At 64.6% G+C, this 25,949-nt stretch carries 22 protein-coding genes and 1 pseudogene; 13 read left to right on the top strand and 10 right to left on the bottom strand.

Translation table 11 applies throughout. The features are described 5' to 3' along the window. Window positions 1-19: 19 nt before the first annotated feature. On the top strand, window positions 20-346 hold the full coding sequence (locus tag DH08_RS12395) for a hypothetical protein (protein ID WP_192179578.1): 327 nt from the start codon (window positions 20-22) through the stop codon (window positions 344-346). Here the strand turns inward: DH08_RS12395 and DH08_RS12390 are convergent, their stop codons facing one another. Beyond that, window positions 347-901 carry an HdeD family acid-resistance protein gene (locus tag DH08_RS12390; protein WP_192179577.1) on the bottom strand — a complete coding sequence of 185 codons (555 nt, stop codon included), beginning with the start codon at window positions 899-901 and terminating at the stop codon, window positions 347-349. Between the two features lie 284 nt (window positions 902-1,185). On the opposite strand from DH08_RS12390, the gene DH08_RS12385 reads away from it, so the two are divergent. Beyond that, window positions 1,186-1,620, top strand: coding sequence for an FKBP-type peptidyl-prolyl cis-trans isomerase (locus DH08_RS12385; RefSeq protein WP_192179576.1), 435 nt, complete (start codon window positions 1,186-1,188; stop codon window positions 1,618-1,620). Between the two features lie 76 nt (window positions 1,621-1,696). Here DH08_RS12385 and DH08_RS12380 read toward each other — a convergent pair whose 3' ends face one another. The 3 genes from DH08_RS12380 to DH08_RS12370 are packed head-to-tail and all read right to left on the bottom strand — an operon-like array spanning window position 1,697 to window position 4,483. Then, window positions 1,697-2,248 carry a flavodoxin gene (locus DH08_RS12380; protein WP_210328707.1) on the bottom strand — a complete coding sequence of 184 codons (552 nt, stop codon included), beginning with the start codon at window positions 2,246-2,248 and terminating at the stop codon, window positions 1,697-1,699. A gap of 53 nt (window positions 2,249-2,301) precedes the next feature. Then, complete coding sequence (locus DH08_RS12375) at window positions 2,302-3,291, bottom strand: aldo/keto reductase (protein ID WP_192179574.1); 990 nt, start codon at window positions 3,289-3,291, stop codon at window positions 2,302-2,304. Window positions 3,292-3,319: 28 nt separating this feature from the next. Next, on the bottom strand, window positions 3,320-4,483 hold the full coding sequence (locus tag DH08_RS12370) for an aldo/keto reductase (protein WP_192179573.1): 1,164 nt from the start codon (window positions 4,481-4,483) through the stop codon (window positions 3,320-3,322). A 108-nt stretch (window positions 4,484-4,591) separates the two neighbouring features. On the opposite strand from DH08_RS12370, the gene DH08_RS12365 reads away from it, so the two are divergent. The 4 genes from DH08_RS12365 to DH08_RS12350 all read left to right on the top strand — a co-directional run bounded on the left by DH08_RS12365 (window position 4,592) and on the right by DH08_RS12350 (window position 10,675). Beyond that, window positions 4,592-5,482 (top strand): LysR family transcriptional regulator, encoded by an 891-nt coding sequence (locus DH08_RS12365; protein ID WP_192179631.1) that lies wholly within the window; start codon window positions 4,592-4,594, stop codon window positions 5,480-5,482. A 185-nt stretch (window positions 5,483-5,667) separates the two neighbouring features. Then, on the top strand, window positions 5,668-6,465 hold the full coding sequence (locus tag DH08_RS12360; RefSeq protein WP_192179572.1) for a MipA/OmpV family protein: 798 nt from the start codon (window positions 5,668-5,670) through the stop codon (window positions 6,463-6,465). A 303-nt stretch (window positions 6,466-6,768) separates the two neighbouring features. Beyond that, the gene (gene ileS, locus DH08_RS12355; protein WP_192179571.1) at window positions 6,769-9,744 is read left to right on the top strand and encodes an isoleucine--tRNA ligase; all 2,976 of its coding nucleotides are present in this window, start codon (window positions 6,769-6,771) and stop codon (window positions 9,742-9,744) included. 250 nt (window positions 9,745-9,994) lie between these two features. Then, window positions 9,995-10,675 carry a hypothetical protein gene (locus DH08_RS12350; RefSeq protein ID WP_192179570.1) on the top strand — a complete coding sequence of 227 codons (681 nt, stop codon included), beginning with the start codon at window positions 9,995-9,997 and terminating at the stop codon, window positions 10,673-10,675. 32 nt (window positions 10,676-10,707) lie between these two features. On the opposite strand, the gene DH08_RS12345 is transcribed toward DH08_RS12350, so the two are convergent. Continuing rightward, window positions 10,708-11,160, bottom strand: a complete 453-nt coding sequence (locus DH08_RS12345; RefSeq protein ID WP_192179569.1) for a deaminase — start codon at window positions 11,158-11,160, stop codon at window positions 10,708-10,710. Between the two features lie 180 nt (window positions 11,161-11,340). Here DH08_RS12345 and DH08_RS12340 point away from each other — a divergent pair, with 180 nt between their 5' ends. The 5 genes from DH08_RS12340 (at window position 11,341) to DH08_RS12320 (ending at window position 17,737) form a co-directional block, all read left to right on the top strand. Next, on the top strand, window positions 11,341-13,455 hold the full coding sequence (locus tag DH08_RS12340; protein WP_192179568.1) for a pseudouridine synthase: 2,115 nt from the start codon (window positions 11,341-11,343) through the stop codon (window positions 13,453-13,455). Continuing rightward, a complete protein-coding gene (gene rsmD / locus DH08_RS12335) occupies window positions 13,452-14,006 on the top strand; it encodes a 16S rRNA (guanine(966)-N(2))-methyltransferase RsmD (RefSeq protein WP_192179567.1) in 555 nt (184 codons plus the stop codon). The genes DH08_RS12340 and rsmD overlap by 4 nt, the downstream gene beginning before the upstream one ends. 122 nt (window positions 14,007-14,128) lie before the next feature. Next, window positions 14,129-15,484, top strand: a complete 1,356-nt coding sequence (locus DH08_RS12330; RefSeq protein ID WP_192179566.1) for a M16 family metallopeptidase — start codon at window positions 14,129-14,131, stop codon at window positions 15,482-15,484. A gap of 4 nt (window positions 15,485-15,488) precedes the next feature. Further along, a complete protein-coding gene (locus tag DH08_RS12325) occupies window positions 15,489-16,868 on the top strand; it encodes a M16 family metallopeptidase (RefSeq protein WP_428338298.1) in 1,380 nt (459 codons plus the stop codon). Beyond that, on the top strand, window positions 16,865-17,737 hold the full coding sequence (locus tag DH08_RS12320; protein WP_192179565.1) for a patatin-like phospholipase family protein: 873 nt from the start codon (window positions 16,865-16,867) through the stop codon (window positions 17,735-17,737). The genes DH08_RS12325 and DH08_RS12320 overlap by 4 nt, the downstream gene beginning before the upstream one ends. 10 nt (window positions 17,738-17,747) lie before the next feature. Here the strand turns inward: DH08_RS12320 and DH08_RS12315 are convergent, their stop codons facing one another. Both DH08_RS12315 and DH08_RS12310 read right to left on the bottom strand, forming a co-directional pair. Beyond that, window positions 17,748-18,311, bottom strand: a complete 564-nt coding sequence (locus DH08_RS12315) for an ADYC domain-containing protein (protein ID WP_282595032.1) — start codon at window positions 18,309-18,311, stop codon at window positions 17,748-17,750. 418 nt (window positions 18,312-18,729) lie between these two features. Next, the gene (locus DH08_RS12310; RefSeq protein WP_192179563.1) at window positions 18,730-19,191 is read right to left on the bottom strand and encodes a hypothetical protein; all 462 of its coding nucleotides are present in this window, start codon (window positions 19,189-19,191) and stop codon (window positions 18,730-18,732) included. Between the two features lie 282 nt (window positions 19,192-19,473). Between DH08_RS12310 and DH08_RS12305 the strand changes: the two genes are divergently transcribed. Then, the gene (locus DH08_RS12305; protein ID WP_192179562.1) at window positions 19,474-20,202 is read left to right on the top strand and encodes a cation diffusion facilitator family transporter; all 729 of its coding nucleotides are present in this window, start codon (window positions 19,474-19,476) and stop codon (window positions 20,200-20,202) included. Between the two features lie 2 nt (window positions 20,203-20,204). Here DH08_RS12305 and DH08_RS12300 read toward each other — a convergent pair whose 3' ends face one another. Beyond that, window positions 20,205-20,918: a response regulator gene (locus DH08_RS12300; RefSeq protein WP_192179561.1), complete on the bottom strand. Its 714-nt coding sequence runs from the start codon at window positions 20,916-20,918 to the stop codon at window positions 20,205-20,207. Then, complete coding sequence (locus DH08_RS12295) at window positions 20,915-23,515, bottom strand: hybrid sensor histidine kinase/response regulator (protein ID WP_192179560.1); 2,601 nt, start codon at window positions 23,513-23,515, stop codon at window positions 20,915-20,917. Before DH08_RS12295 ends, DH08_RS12300 begins: the two co-directional genes overlap by 4 nt. Before the next feature lie 295 nt (window positions 23,516-23,810). On the opposite strand from DH08_RS12295, the gene DH08_RS12290 reads away from it, so the two are divergent. Beyond that, a complete protein-coding gene (locus tag DH08_RS12290) occupies window positions 23,811-24,512 on the top strand; it encodes a response regulator (protein WP_192179559.1) in 702 nt (233 codons plus the stop codon). A 99-nt stretch (window positions 24,513-24,611) separates the two neighbouring features. Here DH08_RS12290 and DH08_RS12285 read toward each other — a convergent pair. After that, window positions 24,612-25,900, bottom strand: a pseudogene (locus DH08_RS12285) (outer membrane protein). Window positions 25,901-25,949: the final 49 nt, after the last annotated feature.

The raw sequence follows: 25,949 nt of genomic DNA, 5'->3' as shown, positions 1-25,949 counted from the left end.
ACACGCCCAATGCTCCAGGATGAAAATCGACACCGCCGTGTGGAGTGTGGTGCTGCTGTGCTCGGGGATGTTCATCCTGTGCGATGGGCTGAGCGCGCATTGGGGCAAGACCGGCAACGGACGCAGTCTGGCATACGTCATGCTGCTGGCGCCGTTGTCCTATTCGACCTTTGCTTTCATCAACACGCGGCTGAACCTGGCGGTGACGGGTGCGCTGGTCAACACCATCGTGGTGGTCGGCGCCGCACTTGTTGGTACCTTCGTCTTCAAGGAGCAATTGTCTTCGATGCAATATCTGGGGATCGTGTTGGCCGTCATTTCGATGACGCTGCTGCATCTGGACTGACTATCTCTTCAACGCCAGTCCGATCGCAATAAAGCCCCAGCCCTGGAAGATCAGGTCGATAGCCAGGAACAGCCCGAGCACCCACAGGCTGTTGACCGGCCAGCCCATGGCGATGACCAGACCCGCCAGCGCGCTAATGACGCCGGCCGCGACCAGCCAGCCCCAGCCTTTCTCCGGCCGGTGGTTGTAGCCGATCCAGGCCCTGAGCACGCCGGAGGCCACCAGCGCTATAGCCAGCAGCAAGGTCAGCACCGCCGAGGCCAGCAACGGATTGTAGAAGGCGAAGAAGCCGGCAACGGCATAGAGCAGGCCGCTGAGCAGCCAGTAGAAGAAACGGCCCCAGGTCTTGACGCCGAAGGCATGGATGATCTCGATCGCGCCGCCCAACAGCATCAGCCATCCTACGACATAGACCGAGGCGACAGTGGCGATCATCAGATTGCCGAAGGCGATGCCGCCGAAGATCAGCAAAAGCACGCCGAGCGCCACGAACCACCCCCATTTGTCACGCGTCCGGCCGATCGCGTCTTTCAGGGCATCGCCTTGCAAGGTCATGGCTGCATCTCCTCAGGGGACTCGCCGCGCATCAAGCTGCTTGGAGGTTAACGCCGATGACCTTGCCCGTCCAGCGAGCAGGCTGCCGGCGGCCACACCCAACCATGTTGCATGGGGTCGTTTGTCGAGGGGCCGACCGCTCGTAGCTCAATCGGTGGGTTTACATCGCCAGCCAGGCCCCCTAGTTTTAGAGTTTCGCGCCGTGCACCTTAGTGTGTGGATGATCGAAAACGGGACCGCGAACTCTGGGTGGTCCCTCAAAAACTTCCAAAAGGATGACTGCCATGACACAGGCCAAGAATGGCGACACCGTGCGCATCAATTATACTGGACGTCTGGCCGACGGCACTCAATTCGATGCTTCCGGCGGTGAACCGCTGCAATTCACGCTGGGCGAGGGGCAAGTGATCCCCGGCCTTGAAACCCATGTCGAGGGCATGGAGGTCGGCGCGAAAAGCACCGTCACCGTTCCCGCCGAAGCCGCCTATGGCCCCCACCGCCCCGAAGCGGTCATGACCATCGACCGGGCTAACGTGCCGGACAACATCAACGTCGATATCGGAACTCGATTGCAGGCCAGAACCCGCGCGGGCCGCTCCATGCCGGTGACGGTCGTCGGCGTGAACGACGCCAGCGTCAAGCTCGACGGCAATCATCCGTTGGCCGGAAAGGATCTGGTGTTCGACGTTGAACTGGTCGAGATCGTTCAGGCGGCGTAGGGCATCCATGCGGCCAAGGCCGTGGTGGCTACGATTTCGGGTGACGGCCCACCGCCGTCCCATGACGAGTAACCGACTATTTGACTTTCAGCGCGTCCAGCCACTGGGTGACGCGCTCGATGGTCTGGCGCTCTTGGGGCGCCTGCATGGAGAACCCTTCCATCAGGCGCGCCTGAGGGGCGTGGCTGGCCAGAACGGCCCGGCTGTTGCCGAGGCCGAAGCCGCCATGCGTGACAAACGGAATGATGGTCTTACCCGCAAGGTCGTGGACCGTGAGGAAAGTGCGTATTACGGGCGGCGCGGTTTCACCCCAGATGGGGAACCCCAGAAACACCGTCGCATAGGATGCAGTGCTCGGAAGCTGGGCTTTGAGCGGCGGCCGGTCGCCGCGATCGCGTTCCTGCCGCGCCCGTTCGACGGTTTCGAAGTAGTCGGCCGGGTAAGATGTCGCCGGCGCTATCTCGAAGAGATCGGCCGGCAGCACCCGGCTGAGTTGCCCGGCGATGACGCGGGTGTTGCCGCTCCGCGAAAAGATCGCCACCAGCGACTTGCCATCCGAGCGGGGTGCGGCTTCGGCCTGCGTGACCGATGCGCTTCCGGCCGCGAGCGGCAGCAACAGGGATGACATGAGGATTTTCCGCCTCGTCGGCTTTTGAGCATCGGTCACGGTGCAGATCCCGATCAGAGCCCGGTCATCTTGAGCGCGGCTTCGGGCAGGCGTTCGCCTTGGACCTCGATCTTCGCCTGGGCGTCGGCGAGTTCCTGCAGATCCTGCACGGTCAGCGTCACGTCGACCGCGCCAAGGTTCTCCTCAAGACGGTGACGTTTGGTGGTACCCGGAATCGGCACGATCCAGGGCTTCTGCGCGAGCAGCCAGGCGAGCGCGACCTGGGCGGGCGTCGCGCCTTTGCGCTCGGCCACGCTCCCCACGACATCGACCAGGGCCATGTTGGCCTTGCGCGCCTCCGGTGAGAAGCGAGGCACGTTGTTGCGGAAGTCGGTCGGGTCGAACTTGGTATTCTCGTCGATCTTGCCGGTCAGGAATCCTGCGCCCAATGGGCTGAACGGCACGAAACCGATGCCAAGCTCGTCACAGACCGGCAACAATTCCGCTTCGACGCCCCGGTAGAATAGCGAGTACTCGTTCTGCACCGCTGTGACCGGCTGGACTGCGTGCGCGCGGCGGATGGTCTGGACGCCCGCTTCAGAAAGCCCCCAATGGTTGACCTTGCCCTGGGCGATCAGGTCCCTGATAGCGCCGGCGACGTCCTCGATCGGAACATTCGGATCGACCCTGTGCTGGTAGAACAGGTCGATACGGTCGGTTTTCAAGCGCTTGAGGCTAGCGTCCGCGACACGCTTGATGTGCTCGGGCCGGCTGTTGGTACCGCCGGTGCGGGCACCGGTCTCAAGATCGATATCAAAACCGAATTTGGTGGCAATGACGATCTGGTCGCGGATCGGCGAGAGCGCCTCGCCGAGGAGCTCCTCATTGGCGAAAGGTCCATAGGCCTCGGCCGTGTCGAACAGCGTCACACCCCGCTCGTGCGCGAGACGCACGAGCCTGATCATCTCCGCCTTGTTGGCTGGCGGCCCGTAAGCGGAGGTCATGCTCATGCAACCCAGGCCGACGGCGGAGACCTGCAGGTCTCCAAGTGTTCTAGTTTTCATGACGAACTTCCATGCGATCGTTGTCGGCTCAGCTCTTTTCCGGCGCTTCGACGCCTGAATAGACCAGCACGGCGTCGGGAAGGCGCGCGCCCTGAACCTGGATTGCGCCGGCCGCGGCGTTGAGTTCTGCAAGCTCCTCCGGCGTGAACTGGACCGAAGCCGCGCCGATATTTTCGAGCAGGTGCGGCATCTGGGTCGTCCCGGGTATGGGAACGATCCACGGCTTCTGCGCCATCAGCCAGGCGAGCGCGATCTGCGCGGCAGTAGCTTGCTTGCGCTTGGCCCAGCTCTTGACCAGCTCGACGAGCGCCAGATTGTGCGGCAGGTTCTCCGCCGAGAACCGGCCCTCGATCTTGCGGATATCGCCCTCCGCGAACCGCGTCCTGGCGTCGATGGCACCGGTCAGGAAGCCTACGCCAAGTGGGCTCCATGGGACGAAGCCGATGCCCAGTTCTTCGCAGAGCGGAAGCACTTCGCTTTCCGGCCCGCGCCATAGCATTGAGTATTCACTCTGGACGGCGGTGACCGGCAGTGCGGCGTGGGCGCGGCGGAGGGTGTTCAGCCCCATCTCGGACAGCCCCCAGTGAGTGACCTTGCCCTGGTCCATGAGATCCTTGACCGCGCCGGCGACGTCTTCGATCGGCACGTCCGGGTCGACCCGATGCTGGTAGAGCAGGTCAACTCGATCGGTGCGCAGGCGCTTGAGCATGCCCTCGACCGCCAGCTTTATGCGGTCCGGTCGGCTGTTCAGCCCCGGGCGCCGCTCGCCCGTTTCCAGGTCGATGTTCCAACCAAACTTCGAGGTGATCACGACGCGGTCGCGAAAAGGCGCTACTCCCTCGCCAAGGATCCGCTCGACCTCATGCGGGCCGTAGGCCTCGGCGGCGTCGAAGAAGGTGACACCTCGATCGAACGCGGTTCGGATAATATTGATCATCTCGGGTCGGGTCGGGATTGTCGTCTGATAGGTCCGGCTCATGTTCTGGACACCGATGCCGAGACTGGAGACTTCCAGCGAGCCCAGCTTTTGCCGCCCGCTCAGTGCCGCGGTGCTGTTGACGCCTGTCGCTTGAGCGCTCTCCTGGGCTGGCGCCTGAGAACCGCTGGCCAAGAGAAGCGGCGTCGCCGCGAAACTTCCCGCCGCGCTCAGAAAGCCACGGCGCCCCATCCTTAAAATGCCTTCGTTTGCCATGTCTGGTCTCCTTCTCCGTTGCTATTGCGAAGAAGATAGGGGATGCGGCATCATGCGATAACCTGCTATAATCCGCATGAGCCTGTTAGCTGGACTAACAAATACATCATGCAGAATTTCAACGATCTCGCCGCATTTGCGACCGTCGCCCGGGAACGGAGCTTCACGCGTGCGGCAGCCAGATTGGGGGTGTCGCCCTCGGCACTCAGTCAGACCATCCGCAACCTTGAGGAGCGGGTCGGGCTCAGGCTTCTGACCCGGACCACGCGCAGCGTGGCACCGACCGAAGCCGGTGATCGCCTTTTGCGCACCGTGGGCCCGAGGTTCGAGGAGATCGAGGCAGAACTGGCCACCTTGAACGCGCTGCGCGAGAAACCGGCCGGAACGGTCCGCATCACCACCGGTGAGCACCCGGCGATTTCCGTACTGCAGCCCGCCCTCAAGCGCTTCCTGCCGGACTATCCCGACGTCCAGGTTGAAATCATCGTCGACTACGGCCTGACGGATATCGTCGCCGAAGGCTATGATGCCGGCGTCCGCATGGGCGAGCAGGTGGCGAAGGACATGGTGGCAGTCCGTATCGGGCCGGACATTCGCATGGCCGTGGTCGGTTCGCGAGAATACTTCGAACGCTTCCCGGTTCCGCAAACCCCGCAGGACCTCACCGCGCACAAATGCATCAACATGCGGCTGCCGACTTACGGCGGGCTGTTCCCGTGGGGTCTCGAGAAAGACGGCCGCGAGGTGAAGGTGCGGGGCGACGGCCAGCTGGTCTTCAACAATCTTGGCATGCGCCTGAGTTCGGCGCTGGACGGGTTGGGGGTCGCCTATATGCCTGAGGACCAGGTGCTTCCGTACGTTGCGCAGGGGCGGCTTATCCGGGTGCTGGAGGAATGGTGCCCGTACTTCCCCGGCTATCACCTGTACTATCCAAGCCGGCGTCACACGTCGCCGGCTCTATCCCTATTGATAGACGTCCTGCGTCACCGGGGCAGCTGATCAAGTGCTGCGTTGTCCGGCTGCAGCCAATCCGTGCCGCGATCACGGCGCCTCGTTCAATTGGCTACAATGTCAAAACAGTACTGCCGCGATGTTACGGATCTTAAGTCAAATTTTACCAACCGGCGCCATGGCTTGAGCGCTGCCGGGTGTTCTCTCCAGTGTGTTTCGCTTAAAGGGTGATAATGCGTATTGTCAGGACGATTCCGCTGCTTCTCGCCTCCGGGCTGCTCACCGTGTCCGCCGCGAATGCCGGCGAGGGGAGCTGGCTCTCCGGCGACTGGTACCTGACGCTCGGCGCCACGGGCCTGGTCGCGCCGGATTTCGAGGGCGGCAAAAAATACATGCTCAGCGCCCAGCCGATCATCTCGCTCGGCAAGGTCGGTCCCCAGGCGCGCTTCACCTCGCGCAACGACAATATCTCGCTGGCGCTGATCGACGACGGCAGCGTGCGGGCCGGCCTGACCGGAAAAATCCTGTTTTCCCGCGACAGCGACGATGAGCTGAAAGGCCTCGACCCCGTGCGCTGGGGTGGCGAGGCCGGCGGCTTCTTCGAATTCTATCCGCTGGACTGGGTACGCGCCCGGGCCGAGCTCAGGCACGGTATCCGCGCGCACAACGGCTTTGTCGCCGACATCGCCGCCGACGCTTTCTACGACGTGACGCCCACGGTCCGGATTTCGGGCGGGCCACGCATTTCCTTCGCCTCGGCGGACTATTTCGACGCTTACTACGGCGTCAACGCCACGGAGGCGGCGGCGTCGGGCTTGAGCGAATACTATCCAGGCGGCGGTCTGAAGTCGACCGGTCTGGGCGGCGCGGTGACCTGGAAGGTGACCGAGCCGATGACGGCCAGCCTGTTCGGCGAATATTCGCGCCTGATGGGCCCGGCGGCCGATTCCAGCCTGGTCAAGGAGCGCGGCGACCGCAACCAGTTCACGGTCGGCGTGTCGACCACCTATCGCTTCGACTTTTCGATGTAGCGATTTGAACTGCGTGCTTTATTCCTGACGCCTAATCCGCTAAAAGCCCGGCCATGACGAGCTTTTCGCGCCTTTTTGCGATCGCGATACGAATTACGAGCCCGGTGTTCCGGGTGGCCTGAGAGCCGCCGGAGCCGCCGGGAATGTTGCGCGCGGCCTCTCGCGCTTTTCCAGATCATCAACGCATGTCGCCCAAAAGTGGGTCCGGTTTTGGGAAAACGATATGCGTCAAAGCGAAGACTTCAACGCCCGAGCCCTTTGCCGCCGGGCAGTGCACATGGCAGACCGATGACCGACACCCCAATGACCGATACCGCTGAAACGATCGACTATTCCAAGACGCTCTATCTGCCGCAGACGGATTTCCCGATGCGCGCCGGCTTGCCCGAAAAAGAGCCGCTGCTGGTCAAGCGCTGGCAGGACATAAACCTCTACCGCAAGCTCCGGCAGGACGCCGCCGGCCGCACCAAATACGTGCTGCATGACGGCCCGCCCTACGCCAACGGCAACATCCATATCGGCCATGCGCTGAACAAGATCCTCAAGGACGTCATCACCCGCTCGTTCCAGATGCGCGGCTACGACTCGAACTACGTGCCCGGCTGGGACTGTCACGGCCTGCCGATCGAATGGAAGATCGAGGAGCAGTACCGCGCCAAGGGCAAGAACAAGGACGAGGTGCCGGTCAACGAATTCCGCAAGGAATGCCGGGAATTCGCCGCGCACTGGATCTCGGTGCAGGGCGGTGAGTTCCAGCGGCTCGGCGTCGTCGGCGATTTCAAGAACCCCTATACGACGATGGCTTTCCATGCCGAGGCGCGCATCGCCGGCGAATTGCTGAAGTTCGCCATGTCGGGCCAGCTCTACCGCGGCTCCAAGCCGGTGATGTGGAGCGTGGTCGAGCGCACCGCGCTGGCCGAGGCCGAGGTCGAATACCAGGACTACGAGAGCGACATGATCTGGGTGAAATTCCCGGTCGCAAGCCTTGCCCGCCCGGTCTCCGGCGCCGAAGGTGAACAGCCGGCGGCATTGTCCGAATCCTCGCTGGACCTGCTCGAAGCCCATGTCGTGATCTGGACGACGACGCCCTGGACCATCCCCGGTAACCGCGCCGTCAGCTATTCGCCGCGCGTCGCCTACGGGCTCTATGAGGTAACGGCGGCAGAGAACGCATTCGGCCCGCAGCCCGGCGAGAAGCTGATCTTTGCCGACGCACTCGGCGAAGACTCGGCGGCCAAGGCCAAGATCGTCTTGAATCGCCTTCACAACGTCTCGGCCGAACAGCTTGAAAGCCTTACGCTTTCGCACCCCTTCAGGGGGCTTGGCGGCGGCTATGAATACCCCGTGCCGATGATCGCCGGCGAACATGTCACCGACGATGCCGGCACCGGCTTCGTACACACCGCGCCCAGCCACGGCCGCGAGGACTTCGACGCCTGGACGGACGCGGTGGCCGAGCTGCTCAAGCGCGGCATCGACACGGCGATCCCGTTCCCCGTCGACGATGCCGGCTTCTTCACCAAGGATGCGCCGGGCTTCGGCCCGGACCGCGAGGGCGGCGCCGCGCGCGTCATCGACGACAACGGCAAGAAGGGCAACGCCAACCAGGCCGTCATCGACGAATTGATCAAGCGCAACGAGCTGTTCGCGCGCGGCCGGCTGAAGCACAGCTACCCGCATTCGTGGCGGTCGAAGAAGCCGATCATCTTCCGCAACACGCCGCAATGGTTCGTCTATATGGACAAGGAGCTCGGTGACGGAACCACGCTGCGCAGCCGCGCGCTGAAGGCGATCGACGACACGCGCTTCGTGCCGGCTGCCGGCCAGAACCGCATCCGCGCCATGATCGAGGAGCGCCCGGACTGGGTGCTGTCGCGCCAGCGCGCCTGGGGCGTGCCGATCGCCGTCTTCGCCGACGTGGACGGCAATGTGCTGAAGGACGAGGCGGTCAACCAGCGCATCATGGACGCCTTCGAGACGGAAGGCGCCGACGCCTGGTTCGCGGCCGGCGCCAAGGAACGCTTCCTCGGCAATCACGATGCCGCGAAATGGCATCAGGTGATGGACATCCTCGACGTCTGGTTCGACTCGGGTTCGACCCATGTCTTCACACTCGAGGATCGCCCGGACCTGAAATGGCCGGCCGACGTCTATCTCGAAGGCTCCGACCAGCATCGCGGCTGGTTCCACTCCTCGCTGCTCGAAAGCTGCGGCACCAGGGGCAGGGCGCCCTACGACACTGTCGTCACCCATGGCTTCACCATGGATGAGGAGGGACGAAAGATGTCGAAATCGCTCGGCAACACCGTCGTGCCGCAGGACGTCATCAAGCAGTCCGGCGCCGACATCTTGCGGCTCTGGGTGGTGACCACCGATTACTGGGAAGACCAGCGGCTCGGCAAGAACGTGCTGCAGACCAACATCGACGCCTACCGCAAGCTCAGGAACACCATCCGCTGGATGCTAGGTACGCTCGCCCATGACGATGGCGAGGAGGTGCCGCTGGAGAAGATGCCGGAGCTGGAACGGCTGATGCTGCACCGGCTGGCCGAACTGGAAGAAGTGGTGCGCCAGGGCTACGACGCCTTCGAGTTCAAGCGCATCACCCGCACGCTGCTCGACTTCATGGTGGTCGAACTGTCGGCCTTCTATTTCGACATCCGCAAGGACGCGCTTTACTGCGACGCGCCGTCCAGCGTGAAGCGGAAGGCCTCGGTACAGGTCGTGCGCCATTTGTTCGACTGCCTGGTCAAGTGGTTGGCACCGATGCTGCCCTTCACCATGGAGGAGGCCTGGCTCGACCGGCATCCCGACACCGTTTCGGTGCATCTCGACCAGTTCCCGCAGATCCCGGAAAGCTGGCGGAACGAGCCGCTGGCGGAAAAGTGGCGCAAGGTGCGGCAGGGTCGCCGCGTCGTCACCGGCGCGCTCGAGATCGCGCGTGCCCAGAAGGTCATCGGTTCCTCGCTCGAGGCGGTGCCGGTCGTTACAATCGATGATGCGGCGCTCGAAGCGGCGATATCGGACGTCGACATGGCCGAGATGGCGATCACCAGCGACCTTGTCATTACCCATGGCAAGGCTGCGGACGGCGCTTTCACGCTGGACGACGTCAAGGGCGTGGCCGTGGTGGTGGAGAAGGCCGAGGACCGTGGCCTGGTGAAATGCGCGCGTTCCTGGCGCTACACCGCCGATGTCGGGCAGGACCAGGCATTCCCAGATGTCTCGGCGCGCGATGCGGCTGTGCTGCATGAGCTGAAGGCGCTCGGGCGTTTATGATGCTTGTCGCCCAAAAGTGTGTAGCGGTTTTGGGAAAACGACATGCACCATCAAATATAAGCCGGTGCACAAATGCCACGCCGGGCGGTCCTTTGCCGCCCGTGCGTTGCCCTTAACGAGCGGTTGAGATAAACACGCGAAACTCCGGACGACAAATTGTCGCCGGATTTCCGTCGCAAGTGCTTGAGTGATGGGGACCGGACCTTTGGCCGGCGGCGATCGAGAGGCTGTCTAAGTGGGACTTTTTGGCATGACCAAGAGAACTTACGCGCGCGTTGCGCTGCTGGCGCCGCTTGTCGTATCAGGCCTCGCTCTGTCCGGCTGCATGGGCTCGCCCACCTACGGAACCGACAAGACCGCGGGCGAGCAGCTTGCCGGCGACCTGTCCAGCGCCTTTTCGATCTCGCCGAAGCGGGGTGAAAAGATCGACTACAAGCCGCGTCCCGAGCTGGTGAAGCCGGCACCGGGACAGAAGGAAAACCTGCCGCCGCCGCAGGAGAGCATCGAGACGGCGAGTGCCGACTGGCCCGAATCGCCCGAGGCGCGCCGCGCCCGCCTGCGTGCCGACGCCACCGCTCACCAGGATGATCCGGCCTACCAGTCGCAGATCGTCGACGACGTGCAGACCGATCCGGCGGCGGTGAAGAAGGCCTTGGCGGATTCGGCTTCGAGCCACCCGCCGCGCTGGTCGCCGGCGGATTCGGACAAGGGCCGCGCCGCCGAGATCCAGCGCCGTCTGGCCGAAGGCAAGCAGGGTGATCCCAACACCCGCAAATATCTGAGCGAGCCGCCTCTGGACTATCGCGTCGCCGCCTCCACCGCGCCGCAGGGCGATATCGGCGAAGACGAATACAAGAAGGAACGCCGCCTCAAGAAGGAGGCGGCCGCCAAGAGCAAGTCCGGCGGCATGTTTGACTGGCTGCCGTGGTGAGAGCCTAGAGCCTAGCCAAAAGCCCAGAGCCTCTAGGTTTCGCGTCGCCCCCGGAAAAAATTCTTCAGCAGCAGGGTCGCATCGTTTTCGGCCATGCCTGGATAGATGTCGGGCGTGTGGTGGCAAGTGGGCGACGCAAAGAAGCGCACGCCGTTGACCACGGCGCCGCCCTTCTCGTCGGCAGCGCCGAAATAAAGCCGCCGCAGCCTGGCGAAGGAGATGGCGCCGGCACACATGGCGCAAGGTTCCAGCGTCACATAGAGATCGTGACCGGTCAGCCGCTCGATGGAGAGCTTGCGGCAAGCCTCGCGGATCGCCAGCATCTCGGCATGCGCCGTCGGGTCGGCAAGCTCGCGGGTGCGGTTGCCGGCTTTTGCCACGACCGTGTCGCCGCTGGCGATGACCGCGCCGACCGGCACTTCGCCGCGCGAGGCGGCTGCTTCGGCCTCCCTTAACGCCAGCGCCATGAAATCCGGCCGCTTCACACGGTTTCCATTCCGATTATCTCCTCGCCACCTGACGGTGATCCTGTTATCTAGCGCCAAACCCCGAAAATCGGACTCAGGTTTTCGGAAACGATCATGCGCCAAATCAAGTGCTACAGCGTCCTTTGCGCGTCCGAAAGGATGCGCCACGCTGTAGCAGCGCAAACGGGCAAAGGCCACATGGACGACAACGACAAGAAATTCCGGCCCAAAAAAGGTCCGGGCAAAAGCGGTCCGAGAGCCGCGGCGCCGCGCGGCCGCGATGGCGCCGCCGGCAAGGGCGGCAAGCCGTCCTTCGGTGCCAAGAAACCTTACGCGCCGCGTGGCGATCGGCCGATCGCCGCCGAAGGCGAACGTCCGAAGCGCGACTTCAAAAGCGGCGACCGGCCGTTCAGCAAGGGGCCGCGCCCCGAAGGCAAGCCGTATGAGAAGCGCGAAGGTCCGCGCAAGCCCTACGCACCGCGCGGCGACCGGCCGATGGCCGCCGAAGGCGAACGTCCGAAGCGCGATTTCAAAAGTGGCGACCGGCCGTTCAGCAAGGGGCCGCGCCCCGAAGGCAAGCCGTATGAGAAGCGCGAAGGTCCGCGCAAGCCTTACGCACCGCGTGGCGAGCGTCCGATGGCCGCCGAAGGCGAAAGGCCGAAGCGCGATTTCAAGAGCGGCGACCGGCCGTTCAGCAAGGGGCCACGCCCCGAAGGCAAGCCGTATGAAAAGCGCGAAGGTCCGCGCAAGCCCTTCGCACCGCGTGGCGACCGGCCGATGGCAGCGGAGGCCGAGGGCGGCGAGCGGCGCTTCGAGCGCCCGAGTTTCGGCGATCGTCCAAAGCGCGACTTCAGCGATCGCCCCAAGCGCGATTTCGCTGATCGGCCCAAACGCGATTTCGGCGGCGATCGGCCGCGCGGGTCGGGCGCTGGCACGTCGGGTGGCGGCTTCAAGCCGCGCCCGCGTCCCGCCGAGGCGCCGGAGGAGGCTGGCGAGCGCATCGCCAAGCGGCTGGCCCGTGCCGGCCTTGCCTCTCGCCGTGACGCCGAAGAGCTGATCGCGGCAGGGCGCGTCAAGGTCAATGGCCGGGCTCTGACCTCGCCGGCCTTCAACGTCATGCCCGGCGACATCATCCATCTCGACGGCATGGAGATCCCGCCGATCGAGCGCACGAGGCTGTTCCTGTTCCACAAGCCGGCCGGCGTCGTCACCACCAACCGCGACCCCGAGGGGCGCAAGACCGTGTTCGACGTGCTGCCGGCCGACCTGCCCAGGCTGATGACCATAGGCCGGCTCGACATCAACACCGAAGGCCTGCTGCTGCTGACCAATGATGGCGGCCTGTCGCGCGTGCTCGAATTGCCGGCCACCGGCTGGCTGCGGCGCTACCGCGTGCGCGTCCACGGCAAGGTCGAGGAAAGCGCGCTCGCCGGCTTGCGTGAAGGCATCGCCGTCGACGGCGTCTTCTACGGCGCCATCGAGGCGAGCCTCGACCGAGAGCAGGGCTCGAACGCCTGGCTGACCATCGGCTTGCGCGAAGGCAAGAACCGCGAGGTCAAGAACATCCTCGGTTCGCTCGGCCTCGACGTGACGCGGCTGATCCGCATCTCCTACGGGCCGTTCCAGCTTGAGGACCTGCCGGAGGGCCATGTGCTGGAGATCAAGGGCCGCGTGCTGCGCGACCAGCTCGGCGAGCGCCTGGTCGAAGAGTCGGGTGCCAATTTCGACGCCGAGATCACAAAACCATTTTCCAACAAGCCGGTGCGGCGGACCGATCCGCGCCCGGAGGAGGTCGAGCGGCCGAAATTTGCGCGCGACGGCGTCGATCGCCGGCCGATCGGCGAGGGCGGTCTGATCAAGAACCGCAAGCGCCGCGAAGGCAGCCGCGACGAGGCGCTGGGCAAGCTGTCGACAAGTCCCGACAGAGGCTCCGGGCCGGAAAAGAGCTTTGGCGAGCGCGGCCCCAGGCGCGAGCGTGGCTTTGGCGACAAACCGCGTGGCGGTTTTGGCGACAAGCCTCGCGGTGGCTTCGGTGGGAAAAAGTCCGAGCGCGAGCAGCGGCCGATCGAGCCGCCGGGCCAGCGCAAGGCCAATGTCTGGATGGCGCCGGGTTCGCGTCCGATCGGTAAGGGCAGGGCGGAAGCCGATGCCGCCAAGGCGGCAGAGGCCAAGGCGCGCAAGGCCTCGTTCAAGCCGTCTTATGGCAAGCCGGCTGGCGCGAAGCCGTTCGGCAAGCCACGTGGCGAGCGTCCGGACGGCGGCAAGGGCGGTGACCGGCCGCGCGGCGGTCCCAAAGGTCCCAGAACCAGATGAGAATCGTCGGTGGTGAGTTTCGCGGGCGTCCGCTGGCGACGCCGCGCGATCATGCCATCCGCCCGACCACCGACCGCACCCGCGAGGCGGTGTTCAACGTGCTGGCGCACCGCTTTGCCGACAAGCTCGACGGTGCGCGCGTGCTCGACCTGTTCGCCGGCACCGGCGCGCTCGGCCTCGAGGCGCTGTCGCGCGGCGCGTCCTACGGCGTCTTCATCGAGGAGTCGGCTGAAGGGCGCGGCCTGATCCGTACCAATGTCGAGACTTTCGGCCTGACCGGCCGCACCAAGATTTTTCGACGCGATGCCACGGCTCTGGGTGAAGCTGGCACGCTTTCGGCTTTTGGCCTGGTCTTTGCCGATCCGCCCTACGGCAAGGGCCTTGGCGAACGCGCGCTGCGCTCGGCCAAGGCGGGCGGCTGGCTTTTGCCTGGCGCGCTCTGCGTGGTCGAGGAGGTGGCCTCGGCGCCCTTCGAGCCAGGACCGGGATTTTCGGTGGTCGACGAGCGCGGTTATGGCGAGACGGTGATCCGGTTCATCGAGGCTGGGTGATTGAAGGTCCCTTCTCCCACAAGGGGAGAAGGGGGAGGCGCCGCCTCGAAAATGACGAACAATTCACTTTGCCTCGTCCATGAACCCCGCCTATCGTCCCGCCATGACAACCGGAGCCATCGATGACACCTCATACTGAATGGCTGCGGAGCGCGGTGCTCACCACCGCGCTGGCCCTGGCCGGTCCCGCGCTCGCCGCCGACGATGGCAAGGTCACCAACTTCCTGCTCAACAACGGCATGGAGGTGGTCGTCATTCCGGATCACCGCGCCCCGATCGTCACCCATATGGTGTGGTACAAGATCGGCAGCGCCGATGAGCCGCCCGGCAAATCGGGCATCGCGCATTTCTTCGAGCATTTGATGTTCAAGGCGACGACCAACCACGCCGCCGGCGAGTTCGACCGCGCCATCTCGGCGATCGGCGGCTCCAACAACGCCTTCACCTCTTACGACTACACCGCCTTCCACGAGACGGTCGCGCCGTCGGCGCTTGGCGAGATGATGAGCTTCGAAGCCGACCGCATGCGCAACCTCATCCTCACCGACGACGTCATCAAGACCGAGCGCGATGTGATCCTGGAAGAGCGCCGCTCGCGCATCGACAGCAGCCCGCAGGCGGTGCTCGACGAGGAGGTCGACGCCACGCTGTGGCAGAACCAGCCCTACCGCATTCCGGTGATCGGCTGGATGCAGGAGATGGAACAGCTGAACCGCACCGACGCCATCGCCTTCTATGACAAATACTACAGGCCAAACAACGCCGTGCTGATCGTTGCCGGCGATGTCGAGCCGGACACGGTGAAGGCGCTGGCCGAAAAGACCTATGGCAAAATCGAGCGAGGCCCGGATTTACCCCCGCGCATCCGCCCGGTCGAGCCGGAGCAGAACACCAAGCGCACGGTGACGCTGACCGATGCGCGCGTTTCCGTGCCGAGCTTTTCGACGCAATGGGTGGTGCCGTCCTATCGCACCGCCCAGCCCGGCGAGGCCGAGGCGCTCGACCTGCTGGCCGAGATCCTCGGCGGCGGCAACCGCAGCCGGCTCTACCAGCAGCTTGTGGTGAAGCAGGGCATCGCCGGGGAAGCCGGCGCCTGGTTCCAGGGCACCATGCTCGACGCCACCAACTTCACCGTCTACGGCTCGCCGCGCGGCGACGCCAAGCTCAGCGATGTAGAAGGGGCGGTCGATGCCGAGGTCGCCCGCATCGCCAGGGACGGCGTCACGCCGGACGAGTTGGAGAAGGCCAAGGACCGCTATGTCCGCTCGGTGATCTTCGCCCGCGACAAGCAGGACGACATGGCCAACATGTATGGCTCGACGCTCGCCACCGGCGGCAATGTCAAGGATATCGAGGAATGGCCGGACCGCATCCGCAAGGTCACGGCCGACGAGGTCAAGGCGGTGGCAGTGCGCTATCTGGTGCTGGACCATTCGACGACAGGGTATCTCTTGCCGCAGCAACAGGCGGGGAATTGATTTGATGACGAGCATGAGCACCAGGTGGATGCGCGCCTTTCCTTCTCCCACAAGGGGAGAAGGAAGAGCGCTGAACGCCCTCTCCACTCTGCTCCTCTCCATCCTTTTCCTCATCTTGCCGGCTCTGGCCGCGCGGGCGATGGACATCCAGGAAGTCAAATCGCCCAAGGGCATCACGGCCTGGCTGGTCGAGGACCATTCGGTGCCGATCGTCACCATCCGCTTCGTCTTCGACGGCGGGTCCACACAGGATCCGGCCGGCAAGGAAGGGCTCGCCAATCTGATGACCGGCCTGTTCGACGAGGGCGCCGGTGACTTCGACAGCGATGCCTTCCAGGTGAAACTCGACGATGCCGGCGCCGAAATGGGCTTCGATGCGCAGCGCGACGGCACCTATGGTTCGATGCGCATGCTTTCCGAACAGAAGGACGCCGCCTTCGACCTTTTGACGCTCGCGGTCAACAGGCCGCGCTTCGACCAGGCGCCGATCGACCGCATCCGCGCCCAGATCCTGTCCGGCATCATCGCCAATGAGCGCGACCCCAACGCCATCGCCCAGCGCAAATGGCTGCGCGCGATCTATGGCGAGCATCCCTATGCCCGGCCCGACGAGGGCACCACGCAGAGCATCGCCACAATCACGCCCGACGATATAAGGGCTTTCTACAAGGCCAGTTTCGCCCGCGACGGCCTGCATGTCGCCGTGGTCGGCGACATCGATGCCGCGACTTTGAAAGGCAAGCTCGACCAGGTCTTCGGCGACCTGCCGCAAAAGCAGGCGCTTGCCCCGGTCGCCGACACCGCCCTGAAACTCGGCCAGCAGGTGGAGGTGAATTACGACCTGCCGCAGACCTCGCTGCAGCTCGCTTTTCCCGGCGTGCAGCGCAACGCGCCGGATTTCTTCGCCGCGGTGCTGATGAACGAGATCCTCGGCGGCGGCACCTTCACTTCGCGCCTCTACGATGAGGTGCGCGAGAAGCGGGGGCTGGCCTATGGCGTCGATTCCAACCTCGTCGACCACCAGCATTCCAACGCGCTGATCGTCACCACGGCGACGCGTTCGGACCGCGCCGCCGAAACGCTCGGCATTGTGCGTGACGTGTTGAAGAAGATGGTAGAGGAGGGGCCGACCGAGGCCGAACTGGAGGCGACCAAGAAATACATGATCGGCGCCTATGCCATCAACAATCTGGATTCCTCCAGCGCCATCGCCGCGACGCTTGTGGAGCTCCAGCTGGACAAGCTCGGCATCGACTACATGCAGCGCCGCGCGGCGCTGATCGATGCGGTGACGCTCGATCAGGTCAAGGCGGCGGCGAAGAAGCTGCTGTCGGCCGAGCCGGCAATCATGATTGTCGGGCCGGCTTTGGGAGGCAAGGGATGAACCCCACCTTCGGTGTTGCCTTTGGCGGTGGCGGCGCGCGCGGGCTGGCGCATATCCATGCCATTGAGGCGCTGGACGAGCTCGGTATCAAGCCGGTCGCCATCGCCGGCTCCTCGATCGGCGCCATCATGGGCGCCGGCATGGCCTCGGGCATGGCCGGCAAGGACATCCACGATTATGCCCGCTCGATCCTTAGCCGCCGCGCCGAGGTGGCGACGCGCATGTGGCGGGCGCGCCCGGGCACCCTCGCCGAGGCGATGCAGGGCGGCATCCGCGTCAGCCAGTTCAACATCGAGCGCATCCTGAAAGCCTTCCTGCCCGACGCCATCCCCGAAACCTTCGCCGAGCTGAAGATCCCGCTGCTCGTAACGGCGACCGACTATTTCGGCCACAAACTCGCCGTGTTCGACGATGGCGACCTGCATTCGGCATTGGCAGCCTCGGCCGCCATCCCTGCCGTGTTCCGCCCGGTGACGCGTGACGGAAGGGTGCTGATCGACGGCGGCATCTACAATCCGGTGCCATTCGATCTCATCGAAAAGGCTGCCGACATCATCATCGCTATCGACGTCGTCGGCGCGCCGAGCGAGATCGAGCGCAAGCATCCGACCACGGTCGACCTGATGTTCGGCGCCACGCAATTGATGATGCAGTCGATCATCGCCAACAAGCTGAAGCAGTGCCCGCCCGACATTCTGGTCCGCCCGGCGGTGTCGAAATACCGCGTGCTCGACTTCATGAAGATCGACGCTCTGATGAGCGAAACCGTCGATATCAAGGACGAGCTGAAGCGCGAGATCGAGAAGGTGGTGGAGGGGCGGTCGCGCGACGACAGGCCGAAGCCCAACAGGCGCGCTGCCCGAACGTGATGCCGGCGGATTACGGCTCGATCGAACGGTTCAGGACCAGCGCCCGGGCGTTGCTCTCGCACGCCGCTGCCTGTGGCATTTGCCGCACGCCCGGACAGATCGCCGCCAGGCCTTCCATCGTCAGCACGTCCGGGATCCTCGTGCGGCTGACGCACAGCGCGCCGTCCACCCCCCACGCCGCTTCGAACGCCATACCCGGCGCGGCCTCGTCCTGCTGTATGCCGTTCCTGTCATAGATGACGATCGGCGTGCCGTTGCGCGTATGGCCGATACCGTCGCCGCAATAATCGGCGCGGATCATGCGGGTGCATGCCTGATGATGATCCCAGAGCGGCGTTCCATCGGGCAATTTTTCCCAGGGCCGATAGCCGAAACGCGCGCATTTGGCCTGGGCGCCGCCGGTGCAGGTAATGCTGAAGGCCGTATCGGACGGCAGATGGCGGCCATCCTGGGTCCAGGTGCCGGCGAGCGGGAAACCCATGCGCCGGCCTTCGATGTCCGGCTCGCAGATGTTGCGCCACTCGCCTGTCGCCGCGTCGCGGGTCGACATGGTGTAGAGCCATGATCGCGCCATCCGGGTTCCTCGGATCGGCCTCGACCGCATCGATGCGCAGCGGCACGCTGTCTCGTCCGTCGCCGAGCGTCAGAATGGCGCCGACGAGATCGTCTTGAGCGACTATGTGGCCGTCTCCGGTCGTCACCTCGAACCGCATGCCGACGATGGAGATCGAGCGGATCGCCTGTTCGGCCTCGGCTGAGGGGACGGCGACCATGCAGGAAACGGATGCGGCAATGGCGACCGATGCGTGGCGGCCAATCTGGGCGAGGCGGTGGTGTGACATTGTTGACTCCTGACAGCAGGTCTTGCGGGAGTGGTGAGCGCGGCCAAAGGTCAGCGCTTTCGGCAGCTATCGTTTGACAGAGAACGGACGGCGCGAGGCCATCCGTTCCACTGACTGCGTCTTTTGCGCGTCCAATTGGACGCGGCGCTTCTAACGCCTCGGCGAGGGGGTCGGCCGGTCATGGTTGGCCCCATCGCCGCCGCCAAAACCGTGCTGAGCAGACGGAAGGCCGTTGCTTCGCTTGCCGGCGGTCGACGATTGGGCATTGCTTTTCTGGACAGCCGGCAAATTGCCCATGTTCGGGTTGAGGAAGGAGCCGGCGCCGTGCTGAACAGCCGGCAAGCTGCGGTCGTTCGGGTCGATGATGGAGCCGCCGGCCGGAGCGAGGCTTTTCGCGAGAACGATGCCGTCGACATGCACGCCGTTGAGCGCATAGACGCCGAGGCCGTTCGGGAAAATCGCATTGCTGGTCAGCGAATTGCTTGTCAGTGAGTTTTGCTCCAGGCCGTTCAGCGATTTGCCGTTGGTGCCTTCCGGGCCTGCGGCGATGGCCGGGGCGACGAGGCAGGCCATTGCCGAGGCCGCGGCCAGGTAAGTCTTGAGGCGATTCATCGTGATTTCCTTTGTCGTTTTCAGCGGAGCCTTCCCGCCGGGTGCGCTCCATGGCGCGGCTTCTCGCTGCCGGCTGTTTCAGGCGAATGCCGAATTCGTCCGAATTGTTTCGATTGTTGCGATCCGTCGGGGTGAAACGTCCGCGCGTTGTCGTCCGCAAACGATGACAATGGAGGCGCGCGAGCCGCGCAACGACACAAACGAAACCTTCGACCGGCAGGTCGGCAAATCAGCGCAACATCGCTGCGTCATCGGTGACGCCAGAACGCGGAGGTTCTGGCGATGCAAGCTTTGCAGAAAACCAATGGCGGACCGGATGGCGAGGCGGCGGCTGTCCGCACGGCACGTCTGGCCGTCCTGGCGGGCACGCCCGGCCTGCTGCTGACGGCCTACGCGACAGCCACGTCCACCTCGCTGACCATCCGCGCCGATCTCGCACTGACGATGATGGACATGCTGGTGCTGGTCGTTGTCGCGGTCGTGGCCGGTGGCAGGAAATCGGGCATGGGCAAGCGCCGGGCAGCCCTGGCGGAAACACTCGCCAATGCGCTTGCTGCCTCCGGCATGTGCCTTTCCATGGCTGTCGTCGCCGGCATCGCGGTCCAGCGCATCACGGCCGGCGGCGTCGAACCGCACGGCTCCGGCGTGGTCCTCGCCATGAATCTCAATCTCGCCTATGCGGTGGTCAATTTCTGGATCCTGCGGCGCTGGAAGGCCCGCAACGCCCTTGCCGCGTCCGCGCTGGCGCGCGCGCAGATCTGCCTGTTCTCTGACAAGCTCTCGTCGAACCTCTTGATCGCCGCGTCGCTGGCAACGGCCATGGTCTGGGAAGGTACGGTGATTGCCCGTTTCGTCGATCCGGTGGCCGGGTTGTTGATCGCGACCGCAACCGCGCGCTGGACCATTCCCGTCGTGCGCGACACCGCACGCAGCCTGCGCCGGGAAGTTCGCAAGCGGGTGGGACGGCGTGAGGCAGTGCAACAGACGTCTGCACCAGGTCGCAAGTCGTAGCTCTAACGCCGTCCGGCCTCATCGCGGGCCGGCTCGAAGACATAGCCTTCGCCGCGCACCGTCACCAGGACGGCCGGCGCCTCGGGTTCGGCCTCGACCTTCTTGCGCAATCGCGTGATGCGGATGTCGATGCTGCGGTCGCCGGGCTCGAGGTCGCGGTTGTGCGCCAGCCTGCAAAGCTGGTCGCGGGACAGGATCTGCCTTGGATGGCGCGCGAACACGCAGAGCAGGTCGAATTCCATCGGCGTGAGTTCGACGTCGGCGCCGTCCGAATCGACCATCGTGCGGCCATCCATGTCGAGCACGCAGCGGCCGAAGCGGATGCGGTTTGCCGGCGCCTGCTCTTCCTCGCCCAGGCGCCTTATGACGCTTCTGATCCGCGCCAGAAGCTCACGCGGTTCGAAGGGCTTGGCCATATAGTCGTCGGCGCCGGCGGCAAGGCCTTCGAGCCGGTGCGGCAGGTCGCCGACGGCGGTCAGCATCAGGATCCCAATGCGGCTCCGTCCGGTGATTTCGCGAGCGAGATCGTAACCGCTTTCGCCGATGAGATTGACGTCAAGAATGACCAGATCGGGGCAGAAGCGGTCGAGTTCGGCGCGCATGCCCGCTCCATCCGCGACGGCGCGGACGTCGAAGCCATGCACCGGCAGGTAGTCGCACAGCATCTCGCGCAGGGGCGCTTCGTCGTCGACGATGAGCAATTTCTGCCTGGTCATGGCTTGGCCTCTTCCATTACGCTGAGGCGTTCCGTCACCAGCCTGCGAAAGCTTTGCGGATCGAGCGGCTTTTCGACCACGGGCGCGCCCGTCTCGCCGATGAAGCGATCGATCTCGGGGGCCAGCGTATCGCCGGTCACGAACAGCAGCCGGCCGGCGAGCCCCGGGCGCACCTCCTCCAATGCGCGATAGAGGCCAGGCCCGTCGAGGCCGGGCATGCGTATGTCGCTGATCAAGAGGTCGACCCTTTCGTGGCGCACGGCTCTCAGGGCGGCATGCGCATCGTCGGCGATGGTCACGTCGTGGCCGTCGCGCCTGAGCATTTCGGCGATCATTGCGGCAATGTCGGTATCGTCGTCGACCACCAGAATGCGCGCGGCCGATGGCGCGGGCGGCGCCTTGCCGGCCGTCGCCGGCGTCGAAACCGCCTCGGCCTTGCCGCTCGGCAACCGGATCGTGAAGCGTGCCCCGCCGCCCTCGGTCGAATCCAGCTCTATGCTGCCGCCATGCGCCGTCACGATGCCGTGGCAGACCGACAGACCGACGCCGGTGCCTTCGCCGGCCGATTTGGTCGTGTAGAAGGGCTCGAAGGCGCGCGCCCGCACAGTCTCCGGCATGCCCGGACCATTGTCGGCCACCACGATCTCGACGGCGCCGTCGTCCCCGGTGGTTATGATCGTCAGCCGCCGCGGATGCGGCACCTGCAGCAAGGCCTGCTGTGCATTCACCGCCAGATTGGTGATGACCTGATGAAGCTGATCCCGGTCGCCCCAGATGGCGGCGAGCCCATCCTCCAGTTCGGTACGGATCTCGATCCCGGCCGAGCGCAGGCTGTAGGCGGCAAGTTCGAGCGAGGCGATGACGACTTCGTTGATGTCGACGGCGCCTCTTGTCGGCGGCTTCTTGCGCGCCATGGCCAGGAATGTGCGCACGATCCGCGAGCATCGCTCGGCCGCCGCGTGGATCTTGTCGGCGCGGCCCACTGTCGCGCTGTCGGTCGAAAACTCCTTCAGCATCGAGCTGTAGCCGATGACGACCGACAGCGGATTGTTGAGCTCATGCGCTACGCCCGCCAGCAGCGAACCAAGCGCGGAGAGCTTCTCGGACTGATAGAGCGTCTCGCGCTGGCGGGCGATTTCGGCTTCGGCTTCGCGCTGACGCGTGATGTCTGTGACGGCGGCAAGCATGGCCGGCCGGCCGCCGCGCGTGATCAGACGCGCCGAAACCAGCGTGTCGATCCTCGTCCCTTGCATGGTGGTCATGCCGGCCTCGAATGCGTCGACGAGGCCGTCGCGCAGCAGAAGCCGCATAAGATCGTCGCGCCGGGCGCGGCTTTCCCAGGTCGATATCGCCTCCGCGCCGACCTGGCCGATCTCGACGCCAAGTATCTTGCGCGCCGGCTCGTTGACGAACAGGATCTCGGGCCCGTCGATTGCCGAGATGGTGATCGGCAACGGCACGCCCTCGGCGATGGCGCGGAACTGCGCATCCCGTTCTCTCGACAATTTCTCTGCTTCAAGTCGCGCCTGTTCGGCGAAGACGCGGTCGGAGATGTCGCGGCCGACGGACTGCACCTCGATCAGGCGGCCTTCGCCATCGAAGATGCCGTGATCGTTCCAGGCCAGCCATCGGCTTACGCCATCGGGCATTGCGTTGAGAAGTTCTATGCTGGCATCCGGCGCCTGCGGGGTGAGGCGGCCGAGATGCGCGACGAACCGGCGCCGTTCGTCCGGGGGAAGCACGTCGAGTTCGCACCAGGATGGGCTGAGAAGCTGTTCCCGTGTCATCCGGCATGCCCGGCAATAGGCATCGTTGACGAAGGTCAGGTAGCCGTCCGGCGACATGCGGACGACGAACTCGGTCTGCAGTTCGACCACGCTGCGGTAGCGTTGCTCGCTGGCCTCCAGCGCCTCTAGGGCGCGTTTCTCCTCGGTGACGTCCCGCCCGACGGACTGGATTTCGGTGAGCTTGCCGTTTTCGTCGAAAATGCCGCGATCGGTCCAGGCTGCCCAGGTCGAGCCTCGCATTGGCCGTTCCACCTTCAACTCGATGGTTGCTGTCGAGTTCTCCGGCGTAAGTTTCGCCACATGGGCAAGAAATCGGGCGCGCTCGCTGTCCGTGAGCTGGTCCAGGTCGCACCAGGACGGGTCAAGCAGCCGTTCTCGAGGCATATCGCAGTAGCGGCAATACGCTTCGTTGACGAAGGTCAGATGGCCGTTGGGCAGCATGCGCATGACGAACTCTGTCTGCGTTTCGACGACACTGCGGTAACGCTGTTCGCTGGCCTCCAGGGCCTCGCGGGCCCGTCTTTGCTCCGCACCTTCGGCGATGCCCGAAACCGTGCCGGCCGGCTGAGCGCCATCGCCTGGCGCGTGTTCATGGCTGAGACCTGGACGGCCAAATTCGCGCAGAAACATCCGGTGCACAGCGAACAGGAAGACCAGCAGGCCGGCCAGAATGATTGCGTAGGGAACAAGCGAGGCTTGCCGGCTGTGGAACTGATGCAGGCCGAGGCCGGCGACAAGCAAAACCAGAGGCAGGGCGGCCATGGCGAACGCGAAGTGCCGGGACAGGGGCGGATTCGAGGAGGTCGGCAAGGCGGGATCTCCACTGACGGATGCGCCGGTCGCGATGCTGCTGCTCCCGCGTGGCCAGTGGACTGAACGGCTCCCGACCTGTCAAGTCGGCCATCTCAAGCGGTGCCAAGGCATTGCTCCTCATTTATGGTGCGGTCCGACAGGCTGGCGCTGCAACGTTTCACGACGATGCCGGGAACCGGCCTTCTCGACGGCCCTTGTTTCAGTTGTGTCGATCGAGGGCAGGGCACGTGCGGTTGACCCTGGACGAATGCCCTGTACGCTCCGGTGGTCGCTCACGGCATCGGGGGAAGGCATGGCCGACATCATTGTCGTGGACGACGAGACCGACGTGGCGTTCATGATCGCCGACTATCTGCAGGCAAAAGGCTATGGCGTCCGCACCGCATCCGGCGGCGCCGAACTGCGCGCGGCGATCACGGCGGCAAAGGCCGACCTTGTCGTTCTCGACCTCAACATGCCCGGCGAGAACGGCTTCAGCCTCGCCCGCTGGCTGCGCGAGCAACATGATGCGGGCATCGTCATGCTGACCAGCGCCGATTCGGTTTTCGACAAGGTGGCGGGCCTCGAAGTCGGCGCCGACGACTACCTGGTAAAACCCTTCGCGCCGACCGAACTGGAGGCGCGGATCGCCGCGGTGCTGCGCCGGCGCAGGCCGAAGGCGGCTGATGGCGCCGATCCCTTGCCGGCCGGGCATTTCGCCTTCGGCGCCTATGTCTTCGATGCAAACGCGCGGACGCTGAGCGACGCCGAGGGCAGGGCCATGTCGCTGACTCCGATGGAGCTCGACCTGGTTGCGGCCTTCGCCACGCGGCCCGGCCAGGTCATTGGCCGTGACGAGCTGCTCGACCTTGCGCCGCCGAGGGGCGATGAGCCCTTCGACCGCAGCATCGACAGCCGCATTACCAGGCTACGCCGCCGGACCGAGAAGGATCCGACGAAACCGGAGCTGATCAAGACGATCCGCGGCGTGGGGTATTTGTACCCGCGGCGGTGACTGGCCCGCGGCAGCATTTCTATGTGGGAAACAAAAAAGGCCCGCCGGTATTGCCGGCGGGCTCTAGCTGTTTGCCTGGAGGGCCTTAGTGAAAGGCTTTTAGTTGAACTTGTACTTGGCGTCGATCCGCACGGTGTGGAAGGAGGGCGTCGAGGTGAGGCTGCCGTCCGGCGCGCCGAGATCCGCCGAAAAATCCTTCTCGGCGAATTGCGAGTAGCGATATTCGAGACCGACCGTCATGTTGCTCGATACGGCCGTTTCCACACCGCCACCCACCGAGAAGCCGCTGGAGCCCCAGTCGAGGATGTCGCCGCCGAGGCGTTCAGGTCGAAATGCTGCCAGCTGTAGCCGGCGAGCGCATAGGCGAGGGTTGATTCGTTGACCTTCATGCCGAGGCGGCCGAGCACGTCGAAGCCGTAGTCGGTGTCGAGGTTGATCTGCCCTCCGGGGACTTCCACCTTCGACGTCATGCCGGAATAGCGTGCGTCGACCATGACGCCTGCCACCCAGCTGCCGAAATCCTGGTCGTAGCCGATGCTCGCCTCGCCGAACACGCCTTCGCCGCCGATCCCGTTCAACGTCACACCGGCCGGCGGAACGTCGAGCTGGTGCACGGACGCACCCGCGCCGAGCCCGCCACCGACATAAAAGCCGGTCCAGTTGTAGGCGGGAGCCTCGAAGGCGGCGCCGCCGCCGTTCTGGGCGCCAAAGCGATAGTTGGCGGCTACCTGGAACGTATGCCGCGAAGTGTCGAGGTTGAGAAAGCCATCCGGTGCGCCGAACTCGGACAGCAGATCGTCATTGGTGGCGAAGCGCGTGTAGCGATACTCGCCCTTGATCGTCCAGTTGCCGGCGACGGCGGTCTCGACACCGGCGCCGACGAAGTAGCCGCCCTGGTCCCAATCGAGGTCAAAGCCCGCGTTGGTGTCCAGCTTGTACTTCTGCCAGGAATAGCCGCCCAGCACATAGCCCAGCGTGTTCGGCGTGAAGAGATAGCCGGCGCGCAGGCCTGCATCGAAGCCGTAGGTTTCCTGGATCGAGGCGCTGAGCCCGAATGCATCAAGCGAGGTCTCGATATTGCCGAAATGGGCGTCGATCAGCCCGCCCAGCAGGAAGCGCTGCGAAACCATATAGTCGTAGCCGACGGTCGCTTCGCCGTAGACGCCTTCGCCGCCAATGCCGTTCAGCGACAGGCCCGGGATGAAGTCGCTGCTGATCTCATGAACGTTGGCGCCGGCGCCAACGCCGAATCCGACATAGAGCCCGCTCCAGTTGAACCCGGACGCCTCGACCGGCTGGGCGACATCGGCCGCATGCGCGGCAGACATCAAAGCCACCGTCGAAACGGCGCACAAAAGAATAGATTTCGCAGAAAAGCGCGTGAACATCGCCCGTACCCCCAATGAATAAGCCCAGCGTGTCTTAGCAGGGGGTGAT

The sequence above is a fragment of the Mesorhizobium amorphae genome (assembly GCF_014843845.1).
In the GTDB taxonomy this organism is placed as follows: Bacteria; Pseudomonadota; Alphaproteobacteria; order Rhizobiales; family Rhizobiaceae; genus Mesorhizobium; species Mesorhizobium amorphae_A.
This window is presented reverse-complemented; position numbering and strand designations above follow the sequence as displayed.